The sequence below is a fragment of the Pseudomonas sp. AC252 genome (assembly GCF_979258105.1).
In genome coordinates this window covers 566,261-585,798 of the sequence record NZ_OZ409837.1, presented here as the reverse complement: position 1 = coordinate 585,798, position 19,538 = coordinate 566,261, and the positions used below count along the sequence as shown (strand labels likewise).

Sequence of the window (19,538 nt, the reverse complement as noted above, 5' to 3'; positions counted from 1 at the left end):
ACTGCTGCGTCTGCAGGTTATTCATCGCACCGACAGCGGCGATATAAACGGCGTCATCGGCGCGCAGGTCGAATGGAGCATGCCGGGGGCCAAACCGTCCATACGACCTCAGGCAGCGACGGCTGGGCGGGGGCGTGGTGCAAGCCGTTGGAGGTGCAGGAAACCACCGTCAATGTCAGCGTCAGGGCGCATCCCCAAGCGCCATCCGTTCCTTGGTCATTCAAGGTCAATGCGATCGCGACCAGCCCCTGGAATAGCAGGGTGCAGATTTTGCTTGATGGTGTCGAGGTCGAGCGCAACACCCTTGGCCTGCTCTGCCATCGCGGGCAGCAACATGAGCTGCAGATTCTTCCGCTTACCGATGATTGGCTGGGTCGAAACGTCAGTCTGCACTGGCGCGACGCCGATCCTGGGATCGGAATGCAGATTTCCGAATTGGGCGTGCGCAAACCCCTCACCGAACAAGGCCTGAAATGGACGCTGAATGCCGCCGACAGTAACGTCAGTAGTCTTTTTCAATTAAAGCTGCACATCGAGGGCGGCGAGCCTGATCGTGAACTGACGGGACGGCTGTTCCAGCAGGATCTGAATCTGGAAATGAGCCTGATGCTCGACCAGATCCGCGCCGCGCTGGATGTACAGCCTTTATATCCATGTCTCGCAGCGGTGCACGACTTCAAGGTCCTGCCCCAGGGTTTGAGTCCACTCATCGGACTGGATATCGCGTTGGTATGGTCGGGAACCTCGGCAGAAGAACTGGACGCAAAAGTATTTCCAGCGTTGGACTCGACGCAGAAGTTGACTGACGGTGGTTTTGTCTGGTCGCTGGATTTCTCCCGTAGCGCCCGGCCCGGGAAGTTCCAATTAACCGTGTCGCTGCCGCAACTGACCCTTTCGTCCGAGGGCAAACCCATGGAGCTGGCGCACAACAAGCTGCGAATTGCGCAATGGCACGAGACCCCGGTGACTCCGGTGGTGGGTGAAGAACCGCTATGTTTGTGGGCACAAGTGATATCGGCATTCTCAGGGCTTGGCGTCGGACAAATCCCTGTGCAGTGGACGGGGCTCTCCGAGCACGTCGAGTCAACCGATGACGAGGGTTGGAGCGGTCATGCCCATGTGCCCGCACGCGCCGGCGAGCAGCAAATAACCGCAGCGATCATCAGCCCCTACAACGGTTCTTCTGAACAGCGCTCGATGAAGGTCAGGGCATTGGCCAGCGATCCGTGGAAGGGCCTCACGATCAGCGTTGACGGTGGAGAGCCAGCGCCCTTTGGTGAAAAAGTCCTGTTCGCACGTCGCTTGCTTGATTACCGGATCGAAGTGAATGCCGACGAGGGAAGTCAGTTATTCGAGCGCAATCTGAGCCTGGGTATTGCCGACAGAGGGCCATCTGCATTTGGCATCCGCGGTCTTGACTCCCTATTGGGTGTCCCGAAACCCTTCAGCGATTCCGGCCTTGTGTACGACTTCAGCGTTGGCGACGAGAACAACGGTAGCTTCGGTTTTTATTGCGCAGCCGAAGATCTGGCAAGTCTGTCGCCGATTCATGCCGTCTCGGTGGGCGAAGGCTCGCAAATGATGACCATCGCCGAGCGCTCGCGAGTCCTTCGGACACTGTTCTGGGGTGACACCGTATCCGAGCAGATTACGCTGGTCTCGAATGACGGGAACAAGGCGATGCGCGGCAAAACAGTGGTCTGGAGCCATCCGGATTTCGGTGAGCGGATCACCACTACCAACTATCACGGGGTGGCGAGCATTGCTTTTGTGCCCACCACTACTGGCGCGTCGTCGTTGGCGGCGAGGGCGGGGGATGCGCTGTATTCGGAGTCGCTTTCGTTGCCGTTTTTTCTCCATGAGCCTCGGGAGATTAAAGAGCTGGTCTGTGATGAACCTTCCGGTTATCCGGGACAACAGATCACCGTTCAGGCGTTGGTGGTTTCGGCTATCACCGGCGATCCTTTGAGCAATGTCGAAGTGATGTGGGATTACGACAATAAAGCCATGCCGGCGACCATGACGGGAGCCGACGGCTGGGCCACGCTTAGTTTCATCCTGGAGGCGCCGGGGGAGGCGGCCCTGTGGGCGACGGTAACGGGAGGGGTTGCGGGCTGGGATGTGAATTGGCTGGCACTGACTGTCGTTGAGCGTCCAGCGGCTGTGAAGTCCGTGATCGCTAAGCCGAATCCGGCTTTCGTAATGGACTGGGTAAACATGACTGCGTTGATCGTAGACAAGGCTTCTGGAGAGCCGATGCCGAAAAGAAACATTCTTGTCTCCATTAATAGGAGGCCATTAATTGAGTCCAGTACAGATGGCAATGGTAAATTCCAAACCTCCTGGAAGGTGATGGACCTGTCGGAAACCGTTTCCCTTGACGTCAAAGTCGAGAATCCTGACGGCACCTCGAGCAGCGGATCTGTGCTCGTGCTGATCGAGAGATGATCAAAGCGCTGCACTTCTCTTCCAGCTGAGATACCGCGTAACCAGTTCAGCTCCCAACTCGGCAGGCCGGACATCCACCACCGGAACGCCATGAGCGCTCAACCGCTCATGGAGTTCTGCCCGTTCATTCATGTAGTTCACCGTGCCACAGTAAGCCAATGCCTCGGGCAAGGTTTGCACCGGTGTCTGGCGTAACGTATCCAATGTTTCTTCGCGCAGACTGGCGACCAGCACCCGATGTTGTGCGCTCAGGCGCTTGACCGCGCTCAGCAACTCCTCATCGTCTTCATCACGCAGGTTGGTCACCAGTACGACCAGTGCCCGGCGCTTCTGTCGTGTCAGCAGTTGATTGGTGGCGGCTTGATAATCGGCAGGACGTTGCGTGCTGTCGAGGTCGTAAACCGCGTTGAGCAGCACGTTCAGTTGCCCGCTGCCTTTGACTGGCACGACATGGCGCGTTTGATCATCGGCAAACGTACTCAATCCCACCGCATCGCCCTGACGCAACGCCACATAACTGAGCAAGAGGCAGGCATTGAGCGCGTGGTCGAAGTGCGACAGTTCATCGTCCTGGCTGCGCATGCGTCGGCCGCAATCGAGGAGAAAGATGATTTGCTGGTCGCGCTCGTCCTGATACTCGCGGGCAATCGGTGTGCGCTGGCGCGCCGTGGCTTTCCAGTCGATCTGGCGCAGGCTGTCGCCTTCACGGAATTCGCGCAGTTGGTGAAATTCCAGGCCCTGACCGCGACGTTGCCGCTGGCGCACGCCGAGTTGGCTGAGCCAGTTGTCCACCGCCAACAGCTCACCACCGTAGAGCCGGGCGAAGTCGGGGTAGACGCGGGTCTGGTCGGCGACCTCGATCAGGCGTTTGCCTGACCATAAGCCCAAGGGACTCGGCAGGTTGACTTCGCACTGTTCAAAGCGGAAATGCCCGCGTCTGGTCGGGCGCAAACGGTAAGTGATCCGGCTGACATGACCGGGTTGGAGCTCGACGGCCCATGGCAGATGTTCGAACGCGAGGCCCTCGGGGACGTGGTCGAAGAGATCGATGTTCAGTGGCTCGGCTAACTCATGGGCAACTTCCAGTTGCACCTCTGCCCAGCGCCCCAGTGCCAGGCTGCCGGGCACCTGCCTTTTGATAAGCGGCGAGGGCGAACGTCTGAGGCGCACCGCGTCAATCACTGCCAGCGCCAACAGCGCCAGGAGCAAACCCCAGTTGATCGAAACCAGACTACTTGGAACTTCAAGCTGCAAAGCCTGCAAAGTGCCGAGCACCATGCTGACCACCAGCAGCACGGCCAGCCAGATCAGCAGCAGTCGCGAGGGTTTCACAGGCGCGGCGCCGGCACTTGGTCGAGCAATTGCGCAAGCACCTGATCGACCTGCAGGCCTTCGATGTCCAGCTCCGGCGCGATGCGCACGCGATGGCGCAGCACCGCCAGCGCGCAGGTTTTGATGTCATCCGGAATGACAAACTCGCCGCCGCGCAATAACGCCCGGGCACGGGCACAACGCACCAGTGCAATCGAGGCGCGTGGTCCGGCGCCGAGGGTCAGCCCCGGCCAGGTGCGCGTACTGCGCGCCAGACGCACGGCGTAATCGAGGACCTGATCATCCAGCGGCAAGTCGCTGGCGATACGTTGCAGGGCCTGGACATCCTTGGCCTGCAACACCGTGCGCAGCGGTTGCACATCGAGCATGTCGGCGCGGGTCGAACGACAGACCTGACGGACCATGTTCAACTCCTGATCGGCGTCGGGATAATCCATGCGCACCTTGAGCATGAAGCGGTCGAGTTCGGCTTCCGGCAGTGGATAAGTGCCTTCCTGTTCGATCGGGTTCTGCGTCGCCAGCACCATGAACGGTTGCGCGATGGGCAGGGCGCGACCTTCGAGTGTCACCTGCCGTTCCTGCATGGCTTCGAGCAACGCTGCCTGGGTTTTCGCCGGGGCGCGGTTGATCTCATCGGCCAGCAACAGGTTGGTGAACAGCGGGCCTTTGCGCAGCTTGAACTGTTCGGTCTGCAGGTCATACACGGCGTGACCGGTGACGTCGCTGGGCATCAAATCCGGGGTGAACTGGATGCGCGCGAACTCGCCGCCGAAGCATCGCGCCAGTGCCCGCACCAGCAAGGTCTTGCCCAGGCCGGGCACGCCTTCAAGCAGCACGTGGCCGCCGGCGATCAGTGCGGTCAGGACATCGTCGATCACCGCCTCCTGGCCGATCAAGGCCTTGTTCAATTCGTTGCGCACCGCCTGCGCCAACTGGCTGGCACGCTGGCGTTGCTGGGCGGCGTGCGTCGCGCTGCCGGGCTCGATCTGTTCAGTCATAACGCGTTCCTCAAGGTTTGCAGATGAGCGACCTGACGGCTGAATTCGGCGCTGGACAATCGCTGCTTCGGTCGTGGGCTCAGGGCTTGGCTGATGGCGCGGGTGGGTTGCCGGGTCAGGCGCGCTAACGCCAGCCATTGCTCGGCCACATTCAATTGATCGAAACCGGGATGGCGGCGGCGGGCGCGGCGCAGGATGTCTTGCTGCAGCGCTTGCAACAAGGCTTCCTGGCCGTTATGCCGCAAGAGGAAATCGGCGCTGGCGCGCAGATGTTCGAGCAACTGTCGGCGGCCTGCTGGCGCCGGCATTTGCACCGGGCCGTGACGCACGCCGGCCTGCCACAGCCACAGGCCGATCAAAGCGAGCAGGGCGACGATGGCCTGCGGGAAATAGCGCCAGAGCAATGACCACAAACTGTCGTGCGCCGTGTTGTAAATCAGCGTGACGTCGGTGTCGGCGCTCAGGTACCAAAGCAGCCAGGCGTTATCGTATTGGCCGATGGTCGGGGTTTTCCACAGCTCGGCATCGGTGACCACGGTGACTGTGCCGAGGCCGTACACCCGTTGCATCATGTGCGTGGCTTTGGCGCTGTTGGCCCAGGCTTGCGCGACATTGTTGGGGTCGTCGAGGTGGAAGTCGGTGTCGAACCCGGCGTAGGCCGGCGCATCTTCGTCTTCCAGGTACAGCTTGGTCAGTTTCGGGAAGCGGTCCTTTTCCACTGCTTCCGGAGGATCTTTCAGATCCTTGCTCAGCGATTGCTGCAGTTGCACCCGGTCGAGCAGCAAATCATTACTTTGCCGGGTTTGCGCATCCCACAGCGACTCGGCAACAAACACCAGCCGCCCGCCGGCGCGAGTCCAGTTCAGCACTTGATCGACTTCACGCGGCGTCATCCGCGCGCGCTCGCCAAACAAAAGCAAAGTGTGGCTATGCGGATCGATCTGCGGCAGCACCGCCAGGGTCTCGGCGTGATTGACCGAGAGGCCGCGCTCGCTCAGGAACATTTCCGCCGCCAAGTAAGGATTGGCTTGCGCGGCAGGCGAGGGGCCGTGATCAATGGTTTCCTGATACGGCTGGGCCTTGAGATAGAGGAACAGGCTCAAACCGCCAAGCAGCAGAAGCGCCAGCGCACCCAACAACCAGCCGATGCGCCGGTTCAATGCCCGGATCCTTTGCTGAACAATTCACGCCAGCCGTCGCACAGTTCTGCTTGCAGATGCGCGGCTGGAACCCGATGCCCGTAGGCCATGTTCTGCCAGTGAGCAGTGAGGTTGCGGCTGTAGGCGAGCAGGTCCGGGCGTTGTAATTGCTCAATGCGTTTGAGGATCTGGTTTTCCGTGTCGGCGGCTTTCAGCGTCAGGTCAAAATCATGCAGCAGATGGCTCAGCAGGCCGCGATAGAGCAGGCCCAGCGCGGCGCGAGGTTCGCTCAGCCACAACTGTTCGGCGCTGGCGGCGATGTCATTCGGCAGGGTTTCACGGTTCAGATCAAGGCCGAAGACTTGTGACGGCGCCGCTAGTTTGCGGCGCGTTGGCAGGTTCGGGCGGCGGCTGACGAAAGCCTGGAGAAATTCGCGATAACGCCAGATCAACCAGCCCAGCGCGGCTATCAGCGCGCCCCACAGCAGCACTTCAATCACGCCGGCGAGGCTATCGAGGTGCCGGCCGTCGAGCCAGCCGAGCAGGTTTCAGCCACTGCGGTGCCTCACCCGGTTGCTGGTTCTCGGCGGGTTTTGCCGGGTCGTCGCCGAAGCGATAGCGGGTGACGCTTTCCTTGTTCTTGAACGGCGGTTGCTCAAGCAGCGACTGGATGCTGTCGCGCGAGGCCTGACTGGTCAGCGGCTGATTGAGCAACCTTGGAGCATCCGGCGCATCGCTGGCCCATGCCGGTTGCAGATTCGGCAGCAGCAGACACGCCGCCAGCAACATCCCGAGCACGCCGTTGTTCAAGCGCTGGCGCAAACGGCGGAAAACCAGCTCGATATCCCAGGCTTCCAGTTGTGTGCGGCGGTTCAGGTACAGGCTGAAACCGCAGGCGACATATACCGGTCCCCAGGCCACCAGGATCAGTGCATAAAAAACGTTGGTCAGATGCTCCAGCCAACGCCAGTCCTGATCGGCGGCGAGCAGCAGCGACTGCCAGTCCCAATCGGTTTCGATCTGCTGCGGCAGCAACATATAGAACAGCAGCATCAAACCGATCCACAGCGCGGTTTCCAGATGCACGCCAATAATCGTCAACCATTGCGCGGCGCCGCCGTTACGTTGCAGCAGCACCTGCAGCCGTTGTTGCCTGGCCTCGCCGTCGAGACCTTCGAGTTGCGTCACCGGCAGCACAAAGCTGCGACTCAGGCTCAGCCGGCGCCAGGTCAGACTGGCCAGCAATTGCGGTTTGAGCAGGCGCGGCCATTCACGCAAGGCTTGCTTGAGTGTTGGCGTTTCGCCGAACAGCGCTTTGGAAAGGATGTACAACGGCAGGCGTTCATAGGCCGGTTTCAGCCACCAGAAAATCAACACCGCCAGCGATGGCGAATCCCACAGCAACAGGCTGAGCAGGGCGAACAGCGGCAGGGTGACGATCGCCCAACTGGTCATTAATAACCGGCGGTGCTGTTGGCTCATCAACACGCCCAGGTCCATGGCTTCCCAGGTCGTGCGCGGTCGAATCACCACACTGGCGTCACTCAGGCGCATGGCGGGTCCTTCCGGCAAACAGCAGATACACCGCAACGGCCAGCCACAGCGCGGCGCCGACGGCGTATTTGGTCAGCGGCGTGACGCTGGTTTTCGACGACCAGTAAGCCTCGATGAATGCAGCGATGAGCAAGAACAGCATGACCCCGCACACCAGCATTACGCTTTTGCGCGCAGCCAGGCGCAGTGCCTCGCTGCGCGTCAGGCGCCCCGGTGCAATCAGCGCCCAGCCCAGCTTCAGGCCGGCTGCACCGGCGAGAGCGATGGCGGTCAGTTCGAATGCACCGTGAGCGATCACGAACGACCAGAAGGTCTGGCCAAAACCGATTTCGCTGAGGTGTCCGGCCACCGCGCCGATGATCATGCCGTTGTAGAGCAGGAAAAAACCGCTGCCCACGCCCATCAGCAAACCGCTCGCGAAGGTCTGAAAGGCAATGCCGATGTTGTGCATCACGTAATAGCCGAACATCACCCAGTCTTCGCTGGCTGCCCGTTCCGCGGAGCGGCCGAGGTGGCCGCCGACAGGGTCGTACATGCCTTGCATCTCGCGCACCTGATCGGCCGGGATCAGGTTGTAGATCAGTTCCGGGAACAGGTAAACCAGCAGCGCGAAACCGATCAGGCTGCCGAAGAACAGCAGGCTGGCGACCGCGACGAAGCGCCACTCTTCACGCACCATTCGCGGGAAGTCGGCGAGGATAAAACTGATGATTTGCGCACCCAGCCGACTGCGATGCCGATACAGCTGTTGATGACCGCGCAGCACTTGCTGCTGCAATGAGTCGATGAGAAAACTGCTGTAGCCGCGCGCCTGGGCCAGGGCCAGATGTTGGCAGAGGCGTCGATAGGCCTTGGGGAAAGCGGCCACTTGCGAAGTGTCCTTGCCGTGTTCGAGGTGTTCGAGCGCCACGGCGAAGCGCTCCCATTCGGCCTTGTGGCGGGTTTCGAACAGGCTCTGCTTCATGGCGTCGGCCCCAACAGACCGCGCGCAATGCCGTTGAGTTCGGATACCGCTTTGTGCGCAGAAATGTGCAGCGGCTGAGCCAGCAATGCCGCCAGCTCATTGACCCGGGCCGGCGACAGCTGCGCCTGACGTTCGGCGAAACCGAGCACCGCGCGTTGTTCGCTGAGCGTGAGCGCAAAGGGGCAGCGACGAGGTTCGGCGTCAGGCAATTGCGGACGGCTCAGCGGCCGCTCGCTGTAAACCACCAACGTGCTGGCAGCAATATCGCCCAAGCGTTTGAAGGTCGGGTGTTGCAGACAACTGAGCGCACCGAGGAAATAGCCGAAGGGCAGCAGATCGACGAAGCGCAGCAGGTTGCGCAGCAATGAGGCCGACCAGCCGATCGGTGTGCCGTCGTCGTGCACAACGCGCAAGCCCATCCACTGTTTACCCGGCGAGCGGCCCTGACGCAGTACCTCGAACAGCACCATGTACCACCAACTGATGGCAAACAGCAGCAAAGAGCCGAGGCCCATGCCCAGCTTGCCGAGAAATGCCAGTGCGATAAACAGCACGCCCAGAATCAGGCCGCGGATCCCTAGATCGATGGCAAATGCCACGGCGCGCACCATCAACCCGGCAGGGCGCAACGGCAGATCAATGCCTTCCGGCGTTTCGACCTGATGCCGCGTATCCAGCGATGCTTTCCTTGGCGGTGCTGTGTGTTCGAGCATGGGCTACCTGATGTTCGCCTGTCCGGGATGCAAGTGCGCCTGATGCTAGCAGCCTCTCGGGGGGAAACGACATCACTATGTATTGCACAGCGTGTAACCACTCCGTAGAGGCTGACGATACTGGCCCTTGTGGGAGCGAGCTTGCTCGCGAAGGCGCAGTGACAGGCAGCCTCAATGTTGAATGTGCTGGCCCCTTCGCGAGCAAGCTCGCTCCCACAGTTCGAGTACCTTTAAGCTGTAGGAAATTGGAAAAAATGCTGTTCGGAGGACAGGAGACTGGCTCCGGAGTCGGCTGAGCGCCTAGACTTCGCCGATCTTCTGTTCAGGATGCGCCCGTGACTTCAATCTTCTGGTACGACTACGAAACCACTGGCATCAATCCGCGCAACGACCGGCCGCTGCAAGTGGCCGGGATCCGCACCGACCATGCGCTCAACGAAATCGATGAGCCGGTCAACCTCTATTGCCAGCCCAGCGAAGACATCCTCCCGCATCCGGCGGCCTGTGCGATCACCGGCATCACCCCTGGCCAGCTCGCCGAGAAAGGCCTGAGCGAAGCCGATTTCATGACTCGCGTGCATGCGCAACTGGCCGCACCGGGTACCTGCGGCGCCGGTTACAACACCTTGCGTTTCGACGATGAGATGACCCGCTACAGCCTCTATCGCAACTTCTTCGACCCCTACGCCCGTGAATGGCAGGGTGGCAACAGTCGCTGGGATCTGATTGATGTGGTGCGCGCCGCTTACGCGTTGCGCCCGGAGGGTCTGGTCTGGCCGACCGATGACACGGGCCGGGTGTCCCTCAAGCTTGAACGCCTCACGGCGGCCAACAATATCGATCACGGGCATGCCCACGAGGCACTGTCGGATGTGCGCGCTACGATTGCGTTGGCGCGGCTGATTCGCGACAAACAACCCAAACTCTACGAGTGGCTGTTCCAGCTGCGCAGCAAGCAAAAGGTCATGGATCAGATCCGCCTGTTGCAGCCAGTGGTGCATGTGTCCGGACGTTTCTCGGCGGCGCGCAGTTATGTCGGCGTGGTCCTGCCGCTGGCCTGGCACCCGAAGAACCGCAACGCCTTGGTTGTCTGTGATTTGCATCTCGATCCGCAGGGGCTGCTGGAGCTCGACGCGCAAACCCTGCGCCAGCGCTTGTACACCCGCCGCGATGAGTTGGCCGAAGGTGAACTGCCGGTGCCGCTCAAGCTCATTCACATCAATCGTTGCCCGGTGGTAGCGCCGCTGAAGGTATTGCGCGCAGAAGATCAGCAACGCCTTGGGCTGGATATGGCGCTTTATGATGAACGGGTCATGCGACTAACTGACGCACAACAAGTCTGGAAAGATAAAATCGCAGCGATTTATGCCAGCGAAGATTTCACTCCCAGCGAAGATCCCGAGCAACAGTTGTACGATGGATTTATCGGTGATCGTGATCGGCGTCTATGCGAACAAGTTCGAGCGGCTGATCCTGCGCAATTGGCGCAAGAGGCATGGCCTTTCGATGATGAACGTTTGCCTGAATTACTTTTTCGATATCGAGCACGCAACTTTCCAGACACCTTGGATGTGGCGGAACAAGAGCGCTGGAGATTGTTTTGTCAGCAGCGTCTTACGCAACCCGAGGCCGGCGCGCCGAATACCGTGCAGTCTTTTACAGAAGCGGCCGAGCAATGGTCGCTTAGTGCGACGCCCCTGCAGCGCGAGGTACTCAATGACTGGCAGAACTATGTCCAGGCATTACGCAAACGTTTGAATCTTTGAAATCGAACATACCCGGAATTAATTTGCGGGCATAAAAAAACGCCAGCTCAAGCTGGCGTTTTTTTGTTCGCGGATCGCTCGGCGAAAGCGTCGCGGCTTAGCCCAGCAGGGTCGCCCAGCCTTCAACCACGTCACCGCCCCACTTGGCTTTCCACTCTTTCAGAGTCTTGTGGTTGCCACCTTTGGTTTCGATGACTTCACCGTTGTGCGGGTTTTTGTATTGCTTAACTTTGCGTGCACGCTTGGTGCCGGTAGTTTTTACTGCGCCGCCACGTGGCGCCTTGGATTTGGCTTCCGGATCCAGCAGCGCGATGATGTCACGCAGCGACTTGGAGTATTCACCCATCAGCGTGCGCAGTTTGCCTTCGAATTCCAGTTCGGCTTGCAGTTTGTCGTCTTCGGACAGGTTCTTCAGACGGGCTTGCAGCTCTTTGATGGCTTCTTCGGTGGCGCGATATTCGTTGATCAAGGACATGAGTACTACCTTTTGTAGAATGCTGAATGACAGGGGACAGTGCCGCAATAATAGTCAGGCTGTTTCATCAAGTAAACATTTAGATCGGCTTTTTATTTAAATGAGTTACAGGAAATTAGCCGTCAATTGAATGTTCCGTTAAATAATGTGATGGAGTCAGCACAGATATTTACAGTTGTCTGACAAAAGCCTCGGCAAAGCGTCACGGCGTTGACGAAGATCACCGTCAGAAAGTCGTTTCGCCGGGCTTCGTCCCACCCGGCGCGCATGCGTACTGCAGTTTTCCTGCACAGTCGCTAGAATGGCGGCCTTTGTGAAGTTCTGGAGTTTCCCCCTCATGCGCACTTTTCGGCTGGTGATATCTTGCCCGGACCGCGTTGGCATCGTTGCCAAAGTCAGTAATTTTCTGGCCTCTCATAACGGCTGGATCACCGAAGCGAGCCACCACTCTGACAATCAAGTGGGCTGGTTCTTCATGCGTCACGAAATCCGTGCCGATTCGCTGCCGTTCGGTATCGAGGAGTTGCGCGAGAAGTTCGCACCGATCGCCGAAGAGTTCTCGATGGACTGGCGCATCACCGACACCGAGCAGAAAAAACGCGTGGTGCTGATGGCCAGCCGCGAATCCCACTGCCTGGCCGACCTGCTACACCGCTGGCACAGCGACGAACTGGACTGCGAAATCTCCTGCGTAATTTCCAACCACGACGACCTGCGCAGCATGGTCGAATGGCATGGCATCCCGTACTACCACGTGCCGGTCAATCCACAGGACAAGCAGCCGGCATTCGACGAAGTATCGCGTCTGGTCAAACAGCACGACGCCGAAGTAGTAGTGCTGGCGCGCTACATGCAGATCCTGCCGCCAGACATGTGCCGCGAATATGCGCACAAAGTCATCAACATTCACCACAGCTTCCTGCCTTCGTTTGTCGGCGCCAAACCGTATCACCAGGCGTCCCTGCGTGGCGTGAAGCTGATCGGTGCGACCTGCCATTACGTCACCGAAGAGCTGGACGCCGGCCCGATCATCGAGCAGGACGTGGTGCGTGTCAGCCACAGCGACAGCATCGAAGACATGGTGCGTTTCGGCCGTGATGTCGAGAAGATGGTGCTGGCCCGCGGCCTGCGTTATCACCTCGAAGACCGCGTGCTGGTGCACGGCAACAAGACTGTTGTGTTCTGATCGAGCACGCCACGCTTGAAAAACCAGGGGCCTGGGCGTTGAATCGCTCAGGCCCTTGTCATTTGCGCCCGAGGAACAGCCATGAGCGACCCACTGGACAAAGCTACTTCAAAAGCGCCCGCCACTCTCGGTGAGGGTTGCCTGAGTCGTTACGACCCGGAAGACATGAGCCCCGAGGACGGCACCGAGTTTCCCGGTGCCGCCGAGTTGTGGGAACAGGTGAAACCAGAGTCGGACGATGAAACCGGTAATGCCTGAAAAGATCGCAGCCTTCGGCAGCTCAGAGAGAGTCGCGTTTCAATGTAGGAGCTGCCGAAAGCTGCGATCTTTCAAGCTTGGTGCACTTTCATCAGCTTCTTCAGCAACGGCTTGCCCAGCATCAACACAAACACCGGGCCACCAACCAGCAGATAGAAGTAATACGTCACCACGCGCCAGATCAGAATTGCCGCCGCTGCGGTAGATTTGCCCACCATCGGCGCCAGCAGCGCTGCAGACGTCAATTCTGCGGCCCCCGCGCCACCGGGCAACAGGCTGAATTGACCGGCGCCCAGCGATAGCATCTGCACCAGAAAACTCCAGGCCCACTGCAAGTCGGCACCGAGCCCGCGTAGCGCCAGATACAGCACGCTATAGCGCAACAACCAGTGTACGCAGGTCAGGGCGAACACCTGGATCAGCGTCTGCCAGGGCAGTTTCAAGGTATCGGTAAACGCCGCGAGAAAGTGCAGCAATTTGCGCGCCCAGCGGCGACGCGTACGCGCCGTGACGTTCATACCTGCCAACAGCCGGCCGCTCAGACGAATCAACGCCCGGTGAAAGCGTGCAATCAACACGCAACTGACCAAGCCGCCGAACAGCGACACTGCGCTGACTGTCAGCAGCCACTCGAGCCGATCGCTTAAGTGCTGGAACAGCGCGTAAATCAGAATTGCGCTCAGCGCGCAGAGAAAGAACAGCAGATCGCTGAGCTGATCCATGGCAAATACCGCACTGCCTCGCGCCGGACGTACGCCGCAGCGCGCCAGCAAGGCCATGGTCGTCAGCGGCCCGCCACTGCCGCCGGGCGTGGCGCAGTAAGCGAACTCGGCCGCCATCACCACACCGAGGCTTTTCAAGGGCGCGACCTTGTCACGCTGATCGCCGAGCAACAATCGCAGGCGCAGGGTATTGATCCCCCAGCACAGCAGAATCATGCCGAACATGATCAACAGCCAGTTCAGCGGAAAGCTGCGCAGGCGTGACCAGGTTTCCCCGCCGCCGAGCAGCACCGGAATCAGCACCGCCGCGAGCAGGCCGATCAGCAACAACAGGCTGCGCTTCATGCTGCGCGTTCCAGCTGACCGTGCTGGCGGTCAAGCCAATCGATCTTGGTCAGCGGCACGCGTCCGTCTGCCAGCAGGCGTTGCAAGGTGTGCAACCAGTAATCGCGCGAGAAACGGTGGCGCATGTCCACCGGATGCAGGCCCAGGCGAATCACCGGCGCCTCGCGCCAACGCTGTTCACGTTGGTCGCTGACGATTTTCGACAAGCCGCGACGCCAGGCACTGCGCGCACTCCATACCAGTCCCGGAGCATCTATGGCGCTGAAGTCGGGCAAGCGATAAAGATGCTGTGGATCGCTGGTGTAGCTGAGTGGCAATTCGCGCAAGGCTTGGCGGGTGCCGTCGCTCATCAGCCAGGCCGGGGCAACGAAGCCATGCACTGGCCAGTCGTACCGCTGAAAGATTTCAAGGCCGGCGTGCAGGCGGGCCAGGGCGGCTTCGCGGGACAGGCGATAGAACTCGCCCTCATGGGTGTAGACCCGGCGCATGAACCAGTCGCGCGGGGTGTTCGGCATGGGTTCCTGGTCGTCGTGGTAATAACCGTGCAGCGCCAGTTCATCGCCCCGAGCGACCCGGGCATCGAGCACTCGGCGAAATGCCGGGTTGGCATCAAGCGCATCATGGCGATGGAAGTCCGGCACCACCAGCCACGTGATCGGCACATTGCCCAAGGCATCGACGGCGTCGACGAAGGGCTGGTAATCCGCCCACGTCGAGGGCGCCACGTCGTGCAATACCAGGCACACCGCTTTCATGTTCTCAACCATTGGCCACCCGTGGCAGCGTATGACCGAGCACCGCATGGTAGTGGCTGAGCAGGCTATCGACCACCGTGTCCCAGGCGTAATGTCGTTCGACATGCTGGCGCGCCTGGCGACCGAGGCGCTCACAGCCACGACTGAACAGTTCGCGCACGGCATTGGCCATGGCTTGCGGGTTATTCGGTGCACAAAGCAAGCCGCAGGAATCGTTAACGATCTCTTCAAACGCACCGGCCGCCACCGCCACCACCGGAATGCCACAGGCCATGGCTTCGAGGATGACCAGTCCGAAGGTTTCCTGGTCGCCGGCATGCAGCAGCGCATCGGCGCTGGCCATCAGTCGCGCGACTTTTGGCGCCGGGCAGAATTCGTCGATGACGCTGACGTTGTCCGGCACCGCAGCGGGCATCGACGAGCCGACCAACAGCAAGTGATAGCGCGGGCCGAGGCGCTGCATGCACTTGAGCAGCACCGGCAGGTTTTTCTCCTTGGAACCGCGCCCGGCGAAGATCAGCAAGCGAGTGTCTTCGGCAATCCCCAGCTCGGCACGCAGGCCGGGGTCTCGGGCGTCAGGATGAAAGGTATGCAGATCCACACCCAGCGGTTGCACATGAACGTTGCGCACGCCGAGCCCGGTGAGCTTGTCAGCCATGACCTGACTCGGTGCGAGCACACGATCAAAATTGCCGTAGAGACGAGTCACGTAAGCCTCGACATTCGGCGTGACCCAATGGCCCATGCGATTGCCCACCAGCAGCGGCAGATCCGAGTGATAAAAGCCGATCACCGGCACATCCAGCTGCCGCCGGGCATCCAGCGCCGCCCACGCGGTGAGGTAAGGGTCGCCGACTTCGATCAGATCCGGCTGCAAATCCTGCAGGACGTTTCGCCAAGGCGCCAGGCGCAGCGGGAAGCGATAGCCTTTGCCGAAGGGCAGGGCAGGTGCTGGAACCGTGTAAATGCCGTCATGTTCACCCAGCCGCGCGCCGGGGATCAGCAGGCTATGACGAATACCGCTGCGGTCGCCGAGGCGACGGTGTTTGGCATCCAGATAAGTACGCACGCCTCCGCTGGCCGGGGCGTAGAACATGGTGATGTCGGCGATATGCACGGTGAGCAACCCTCCGCTGTGTTGTTCTCCCTTGGTTGACCGTTATCCAGAATAGATGTTCGGTCGGGATTGCGCGGTGGGGTGTCAGTCGGGTTTTGTTGAAAGGTAGATATTCGCGAGCAGGCTCGCTCCCACAATGGAATGCATTTTCCCTGTGGGAGCGAGCCTGCTCGCGAAGTGGCCAGTCGCCGCAGCTTAAATCCTGAAGCTGCCCACCAGTTGCTTGAGGCGCGAAGCCTGCTGCTCCAGATCCGAGCACGCGCGCAAGGTCGCTTGCAGGTTCTCCACGCCTTCCTGGTTCAGCGTGTTGATCTCAGTAATATCGACATTGATCGACTCGACCACAGCAGTCTGCTCTTCAGTCGCGGTCGCCACCGACTGGTTCATCCCGTCGATCTCACCGATGCGCAGGGTCACGCTGTTCAGGCGTTCGCCGGCAAGGTTGGCGATCTCCACGCTGTCCTGACTGTGGCGCTGGCTGTCGCTCATGGTGCTCACCGATTCCCGAGCGCCGACCTGCAGCTCCTCGATCATGGTCTGCACCTGTTGCGCCGATTCCTGCGTGCGGTGCGCGAGGTTACGCACTTCGTCGGCCACCACGGCAAAACCACGACCGGCCTCACCGGCGCGCGCCGCTTCGATCGCGGCGTTCAGCGCCAACAAGTTGGTTTGCTGGGAAATGCTGGTGATCACTTCAAGAATCTGGCCGATGTTGACAGTCTTGCTGTTCAGCGACTCGATATTGGTGCTCGATGCACTGAGCATGCTCGACAGTTGGTTCATCGCTTTGATGCTGCGCTCGACCACTTGCTGGCCATCCTCGGCCAGCCCCCGAGCGTCGCTGGCCTGGTTCGAGGCTTGCGCGGCGTTGCGGGCAATTTCCTGGGCGGCGGCGCCGAGCTGATTGATCGCGGCGGCAACGCTGCTGGTGCGCGAGGCTTGCTGGTCGGAGTTGTACATCGACGAGTTCGAAGCTGCGACCACGCGCAGGGCGACCTCGTTGACCTGGCCGGTAGCTGAGGACACTTCGCGGATCGAACCGTGAATGCGCTCGACGAAGCGGTTGAACGCGGTGCCGAGGATGCCGAATTCATCGTTATTGATGATATTCAGGCGTTTGGTCAGATCGCCTTCGCCGTCCGCGATGTCTTCCATGGCGCGGGTCATCACGTGCAGCGGCTGGATCAGCAGGCGGATGAGCATGCCGAGCAGGGCAATGATGATCGCCACGGCAATAATGGTCGCGATTACCGCCGAGGTGCGGAATTCGCTGAGCATCGCGTAGGCCTGGTCTTTATCGATCGACAGACCGATGTACCAGTTCACCGACGGCAGGCCTTTGATCGGGGCGAAAGTGACGATGCGGGTTTTGCCATCAACCGTCACTTCGCTGAAATCACTGCTGATGCGCGGGGTGTCCTGCGGGTAGGCTTCTTTGAGCGACTTCATCACCAGAGCCTTGTCCGGGTGGACGAGGATCTTGCCGTCGGCGCTGACCAGAAACACATAGCCCATGCCGTCGAAATCCCGCGCGGCGAGGGTATCGACCAGTGATTGCAGGCTCAGGTCGCCGCCGACCACGCCAACACTCTGCCCGGCCTTTTTCGACGCGGTGGCGATGGAGATGATCAACTGGCCGGTGGCCGCATCGATGTAGGGTTCGGTCAGGGTCGAGGTGCTGCTGCTTTCGGCACCTTTATACCAAGGGCGTACGCGCGGATCGAAACCGTCCGGCATTTTCACGTCCGGGCGGATGGTGAAGTGGCCGGTGGCATCGCCCAGATAGGTGGCCATGAACGTTGAAGTCAGGCTTTTCTGTTCGAGCAGGCTGGCGACCGTGGCAGGTTCCGGATTGATGGCGATGTTCTGCGCGGCGTTTTCAATCAGCAGAATGCGCCCGCTGAGCCAGGTCTGGATATTGCCGGCGGTGACCTCGCCCATTTCATTGAGGTAATTGTTCAGGTCATCGCGGATCGCATTGCGCTGCAGCCAATCGTTGTACAGCGTGAACGAGGCGAAAGCGGCAATGACGATGAGGGCGGCGGCAAGCAAAATCTTATGGCTGAAGCGCAGGTTTTTGTTCATGGCTTGGGGTTCCGCTAAGGTCTTAATGTCCTGGGCGTGCTTTGATAGAGACGCGCACTGTGGGCAAGGTTGAAAAACTGATATTTCCGGCTCTCCTTAGGGAAATGTCTGACCCTGTTTTCTGACGGGTCTGTCCAATTGATGTATCGGCCATGTGTCATCAAAGATTAACCATTGGGTGAGAAAATGCCTGACTCTTCGCAACTCGTTATCGGCGCTGATCCGGCCGCGCAACCCATCGCTCAGGCCATGCGCCTGGCCAACCGCCACGGGCTGATCGCCGGCGCCACCGGCACCGGCAAAACCGTGACATTGCAGCGTCTGGCCGAAGCGTTCAGCGACGCCGGTGTGGCGGTGTTCGCCGCCGACATCAAGGGCGACCTCTGCGGCCTCGGCGCCGCTGGCAACCCGCAGGGCAAAGTGGCCGAGCGCATTGCCGGCATGCCGTGGCTCAGTCACACCCCCAGGCTTATCCCGTGACGCTGTGGGACATTCACGGTGAGTCCGGTCATCCGCTGCGCACCACCCTGAGCGAAATGGGCCCGCTGCTGATCGGCAGCCTGCTCGAGCTGACGGACAGCCAGCAGTCGGCGCTGTACGCGGCGTTCAAGGTGGCGGATCGCGAAGGCTTGCTCCTGCTGGATCTCAAGGATCTGAAAGCGCTGCTCAATCACCTCAAGGACAATCCGCAATTGCTCGGCGAAGACGCGGCGCTGATGACCACCGGTTCCAGCCAGGCGCTGCTGCGCCGTTTGGCGACGCTGGAACAACAGGGCGCCGAAGCCCTGTTCGGCGAGCCGGCGCTGCAACTTGAAGACATCCTGCAACCGGGCGCTGACGGCCGTGGACGCATCCATCTGCTCGACGCCAGTCGGCTGGTGCACGAAGCGCCGAAGGTTTACGCAACGTTCCTGCTGTGGTTGCTGGCCGAGTTGTTCGAGCAACTGCCCGAGCGAGGCGATGCTGACAAACCGCTGCTGGCGCTGTTTTTCGACGAGGCGCACTTGCTGTTCGGCGACACGCCCAAGGCGTTGCAGGAACGGCTAGAACAAGTGGTGCGCCTGATCCGTTCCAAGGGTGTTGGCGTGTATTTCGTCACCCAGTCGCCAGCGGATCTGCCGGATGACGTGCTGGCGCAGTTGGGCTTGCGCATTCAACACGGTCTGCGTGCGTTCACCGCGAAAGAGCAGAAATCCCTGCGCGCCGTGGCCGATGGTTTTCGCCCGAATCCGGCATTCGACAGCCTGTCGGTGTTGACTGAACTGGGGATCGGCGAGGCGCTGGTAGGAACGCTTACCGAGAAGGGCACGCCGGAATTGGTCCAGCGCGTGCTAGTGGCGCCGCCGCAATCGCGGATCGGCCCGCTGACTGCAACCGAGCGCACCGTGCTGATCGCCGGCTCGCCGTTCAAGGGCCGCTATGACAAGCCGATCGACCGCGAGTCGGCCTATGAGATTTTGATGGGACGCAAAGGGCTGGCGCCGGAGGCTGAAACACCAGCGGGCAAACCGGCGGCCGAAGAGCCGAGCCTCGCCGATCGGGCGGGAGAATTCCTCGGTACGGCAGCAGGGCAGGCGCTGAAATCAGCGATGCGCCAGGCCGCCAATAACCTTGGCAAGCAATTGGTGCGGGGGTTGATGGGGTCTCTGCTCGGAGGCAGCAAGCGCCGCTGATCCAGGAA

Annotated in this window: 14 protein-coding genes and 3 pseudogenes; 5 read left to right on the top strand and 12 right to left on the bottom strand. The window is 60.4% G+C overall.

Annotated features, from left to right (window positions below; genetic code table 11):
• The first annotated feature begins 261 nt into the window (after positions 1–261).
• Positions 262–2,448 (top strand): hypothetical protein, encoded by a 2,187-nt coding sequence (locus ACZZZ4_RS02770; RefSeq protein ID WP_463547201.1) that lies wholly within the window; start codon positions 262–264, stop codon positions 2,446–2,448.
• On the opposite strand, the gene ACZZZ4_RS02765 is transcribed toward ACZZZ4_RS02770, so the two are convergent.
• The 6 genes and pseudogenes from ACZZZ4_RS02765 to ACZZZ4_RS02740 all read right to left on the bottom strand — a co-directional run bounded on the left by ACZZZ4_RS02765 (position 2,449) and on the right by ACZZZ4_RS02740 (position 9,148).
• Positions 2,449–3,780 carry a DUF58 domain-containing protein gene (locus ACZZZ4_RS02765; protein WP_463547200.1) on the bottom strand — a complete coding sequence of 444 codons (1,332 nt, stop codon included), beginning with the start codon at positions 3,778–3,780 and terminating at the stop codon, positions 2,449–2,451.
• A complete protein-coding gene (locus tag ACZZZ4_RS02760) occupies positions 3,777–4,778 on the bottom strand; it encodes an AAA family ATPase (RefSeq protein WP_463547199.1) in 1,002 nt (333 codons plus the stop codon). The genes ACZZZ4_RS02765 and ACZZZ4_RS02760 overlap by 4 nt, the downstream gene beginning before the upstream one ends.
• On the bottom strand, positions 4,775–5,938 hold the full coding sequence (locus ACZZZ4_RS02755) for a DUF4350 domain-containing protein (RefSeq protein WP_463547198.1): 1,164 nt from the start codon (positions 5,936–5,938) through the stop codon (positions 4,775–4,777). Before ACZZZ4_RS02755 ends, ACZZZ4_RS02760 begins: the two co-directional genes overlap by 4 nt.
• Positions 5,935–7,471: pseudogene (locus ACZZZ4_RS02750) on the bottom strand (DUF4129 domain-containing protein). Before ACZZZ4_RS02750 ends, ACZZZ4_RS02755 begins: the two are co-directional and overlap by 4 nt.
• A complete protein-coding gene (locus tag ACZZZ4_RS02745) occupies positions 7,458–8,435 on the bottom strand; it encodes a stage II sporulation protein M (protein WP_463547197.1) in 978 nt (325 codons plus the stop codon). The pseudogene ACZZZ4_RS02750 and the gene ACZZZ4_RS02745 overlap by 14 nt, the downstream one beginning before the upstream one ends.
• Positions 8,432–9,148, bottom strand: a complete 717-nt coding sequence (locus ACZZZ4_RS02740; protein WP_463547196.1) for an RDD family protein — start codon at positions 9,146–9,148, stop codon at positions 8,432–8,434. The genes ACZZZ4_RS02745 and ACZZZ4_RS02740 overlap by 4 nt, the downstream gene beginning before the upstream one ends.
• Before the next feature lie 335 nt (positions 9,149–9,483).
• Here ACZZZ4_RS02740 and sbcB point away from each other — a divergent pair, with 335 nt between their 5' ends.
• Positions 9,484–10,914 carry an exodeoxyribonuclease I gene (gene sbcB, locus ACZZZ4_RS02735; RefSeq protein ID WP_463547195.1) on the top strand — a complete coding sequence of 477 codons (1,431 nt, stop codon included), beginning with the start codon at positions 9,484–9,486 and terminating at the stop codon, positions 10,912–10,914.
• Between the two features lie 97 nt (positions 10,915–11,011).
• Here sbcB and mvaT read toward each other — a convergent pair whose 3' ends face one another.
• The gene (mvaT, locus tag ACZZZ4_RS02730) at positions 11,012–11,389 is read right to left on the bottom strand and encodes a histone-like nucleoid-structuring protein MvaT (RefSeq protein WP_016773476.1); all 378 of its coding nucleotides are present in this window, start codon (positions 11,387–11,389) and stop codon (positions 11,012–11,014) included.
• Positions 11,390–11,726: 337 nt separating this feature from the next.
• Between mvaT and purU the strand changes: the two genes are divergently transcribed.
• A complete protein-coding gene (gene purU / locus ACZZZ4_RS02725) occupies positions 11,727–12,575 on the top strand; it encodes a formyltetrahydrofolate deformylase (protein WP_016773477.1) in 849 nt (282 codons plus the stop codon).
• A gap of 81 nt (positions 12,576–12,656) precedes the next feature.
• Positions 12,657–12,833, top strand: a complete 177-nt coding sequence (locus tag ACZZZ4_RS02720; RefSeq protein WP_165368375.1) for a hypothetical protein — start codon at positions 12,657–12,659, stop codon at positions 12,831–12,833.
• A 71-nt stretch (positions 12,834–12,904) separates the two neighbouring features.
• Here the strand turns inward: ACZZZ4_RS02720 and ACZZZ4_RS02715 are convergent, their stop codons facing one another.
• The 5 genes and pseudogenes from ACZZZ4_RS02715 to ACZZZ4_RS02695 all read right to left on the bottom strand — a co-directional run.
• A complete protein-coding gene (locus ACZZZ4_RS02715) occupies positions 12,905–13,900 on the bottom strand; it encodes a lysylphosphatidylglycerol synthase transmembrane domain-containing protein (protein ID WP_463547194.1) in 996 nt (331 codons plus the stop codon).
• Complete coding sequence (locus ACZZZ4_RS02710) at positions 13,897–14,667, bottom strand: DUF2334 domain-containing protein (RefSeq protein ID WP_463547193.1); 771 nt, start codon at positions 14,665–14,667, stop codon at positions 13,897–13,899. Before ACZZZ4_RS02710 ends, ACZZZ4_RS02715 begins: the two co-directional genes overlap by 4 nt.
• Positions 14,660–15,751 (bottom strand): glycosyltransferase family 4 protein, encoded by a 1,092-nt coding sequence (locus ACZZZ4_RS02705; protein WP_205884317.1) that lies wholly within the window; start codon positions 15,749–15,751, stop codon positions 14,660–14,662. The genes ACZZZ4_RS02710 and ACZZZ4_RS02705 overlap by 8 nt, the downstream gene beginning before the upstream one ends.
• 216 nt (positions 15,752–15,967) lie before the next feature.
• Entirely contained in the window at positions 15,968–16,732 is a 765-nt protein-coding gene (locus ACZZZ4_RS02700) for a methyl-accepting chemotaxis protein (RefSeq protein ID WP_425375757.1), read from the bottom strand.
• A gap of 93 nt (positions 16,733–16,825) precedes the next feature.
• Positions 16,826–17,857: pseudogene (locus ACZZZ4_RS02695) on the bottom strand (HAMP domain-containing protein); the annotation flags it as partial.
• A gap of 186 nt (positions 17,858–18,043) precedes the next feature.
• Here ACZZZ4_RS02695 and ACZZZ4_RS02690 point away from each other — a divergent pair.
• Positions 18,044–19,530, top strand: a pseudogene (locus ACZZZ4_RS02690) (helicase HerA-like domain-containing protein).
• Positions 19,531–19,538: the final 8 nt, after the last annotated feature.

Excerpts from the sequence above, each read along its gene's own strand:
- ACZZZ4_RS02760 (WP_463547199.1), bottom strand. The coding sequence starts at position 4,778 with ATGACTGAACAGATCGAGCCCGGCAGCGCGACGCACGCCGCCCAGCAA.
- ACZZZ4_RS02745 (WP_463547197.1), bottom strand. The coding sequence starts at position 8,435 with ATGAAGCAGAGCCTGTTCGAAACCCGCCACAAGGCCGAATGGGAGCGC.
- ACZZZ4_RS02740 (WP_463547196.1), bottom strand. The coding sequence starts at position 9,148 with ATGCTCGAACACACAGCACCGCCAAGGAAAGCATCGCTGGATACGCGG.
- mvaT (WP_016773476.1), bottom strand. The coding sequence starts at position 11,389 with ATGTCCTTGATCAACGAATATCGCGCCACCGAAGAAGCCATCAAAGAG.
- purU (WP_016773477.1), top strand. The coding sequence starts at position 11,727 with ATGCGCACTTTTCGGCTGGTGATATCTTGCCCGGACCGCGTTGGCATC.
- ACZZZ4_RS02720 (WP_165368375.1), top strand. The coding sequence starts at position 12,657 with ATGAGCGACCCACTGGACAAAGCTACTTCAAAAGCGCCCGCCACTCTC.
- ACZZZ4_RS02715 (WP_463547194.1), bottom strand. The coding sequence starts at position 13,900 with ATGAAGCGCAGCCTGTTGTTGCTGATCGGCCTGCTCGCGGCGGTGCTG.
- ACZZZ4_RS02710 (WP_463547193.1), bottom strand. The coding sequence starts at position 14,667 with ATGGTTGAGAACATGAAAGCGGTGTGCCTGGTATTGCACGACGTGGCG.
- ACZZZ4_RS02705 (WP_205884317.1), bottom strand. The coding sequence starts at position 15,751 with ATGTTCTACGCCCCGGCCAGCGGAGGCGTGCGTACTTATCTGGATGCC.
- ACZZZ4_RS02700 (WP_425375757.1), bottom strand. The coding sequence starts at position 16,732 with ATGTACAACTCCGACCAGCAAGCCTCGCGCACCAGCAGCGTTGCCGCC.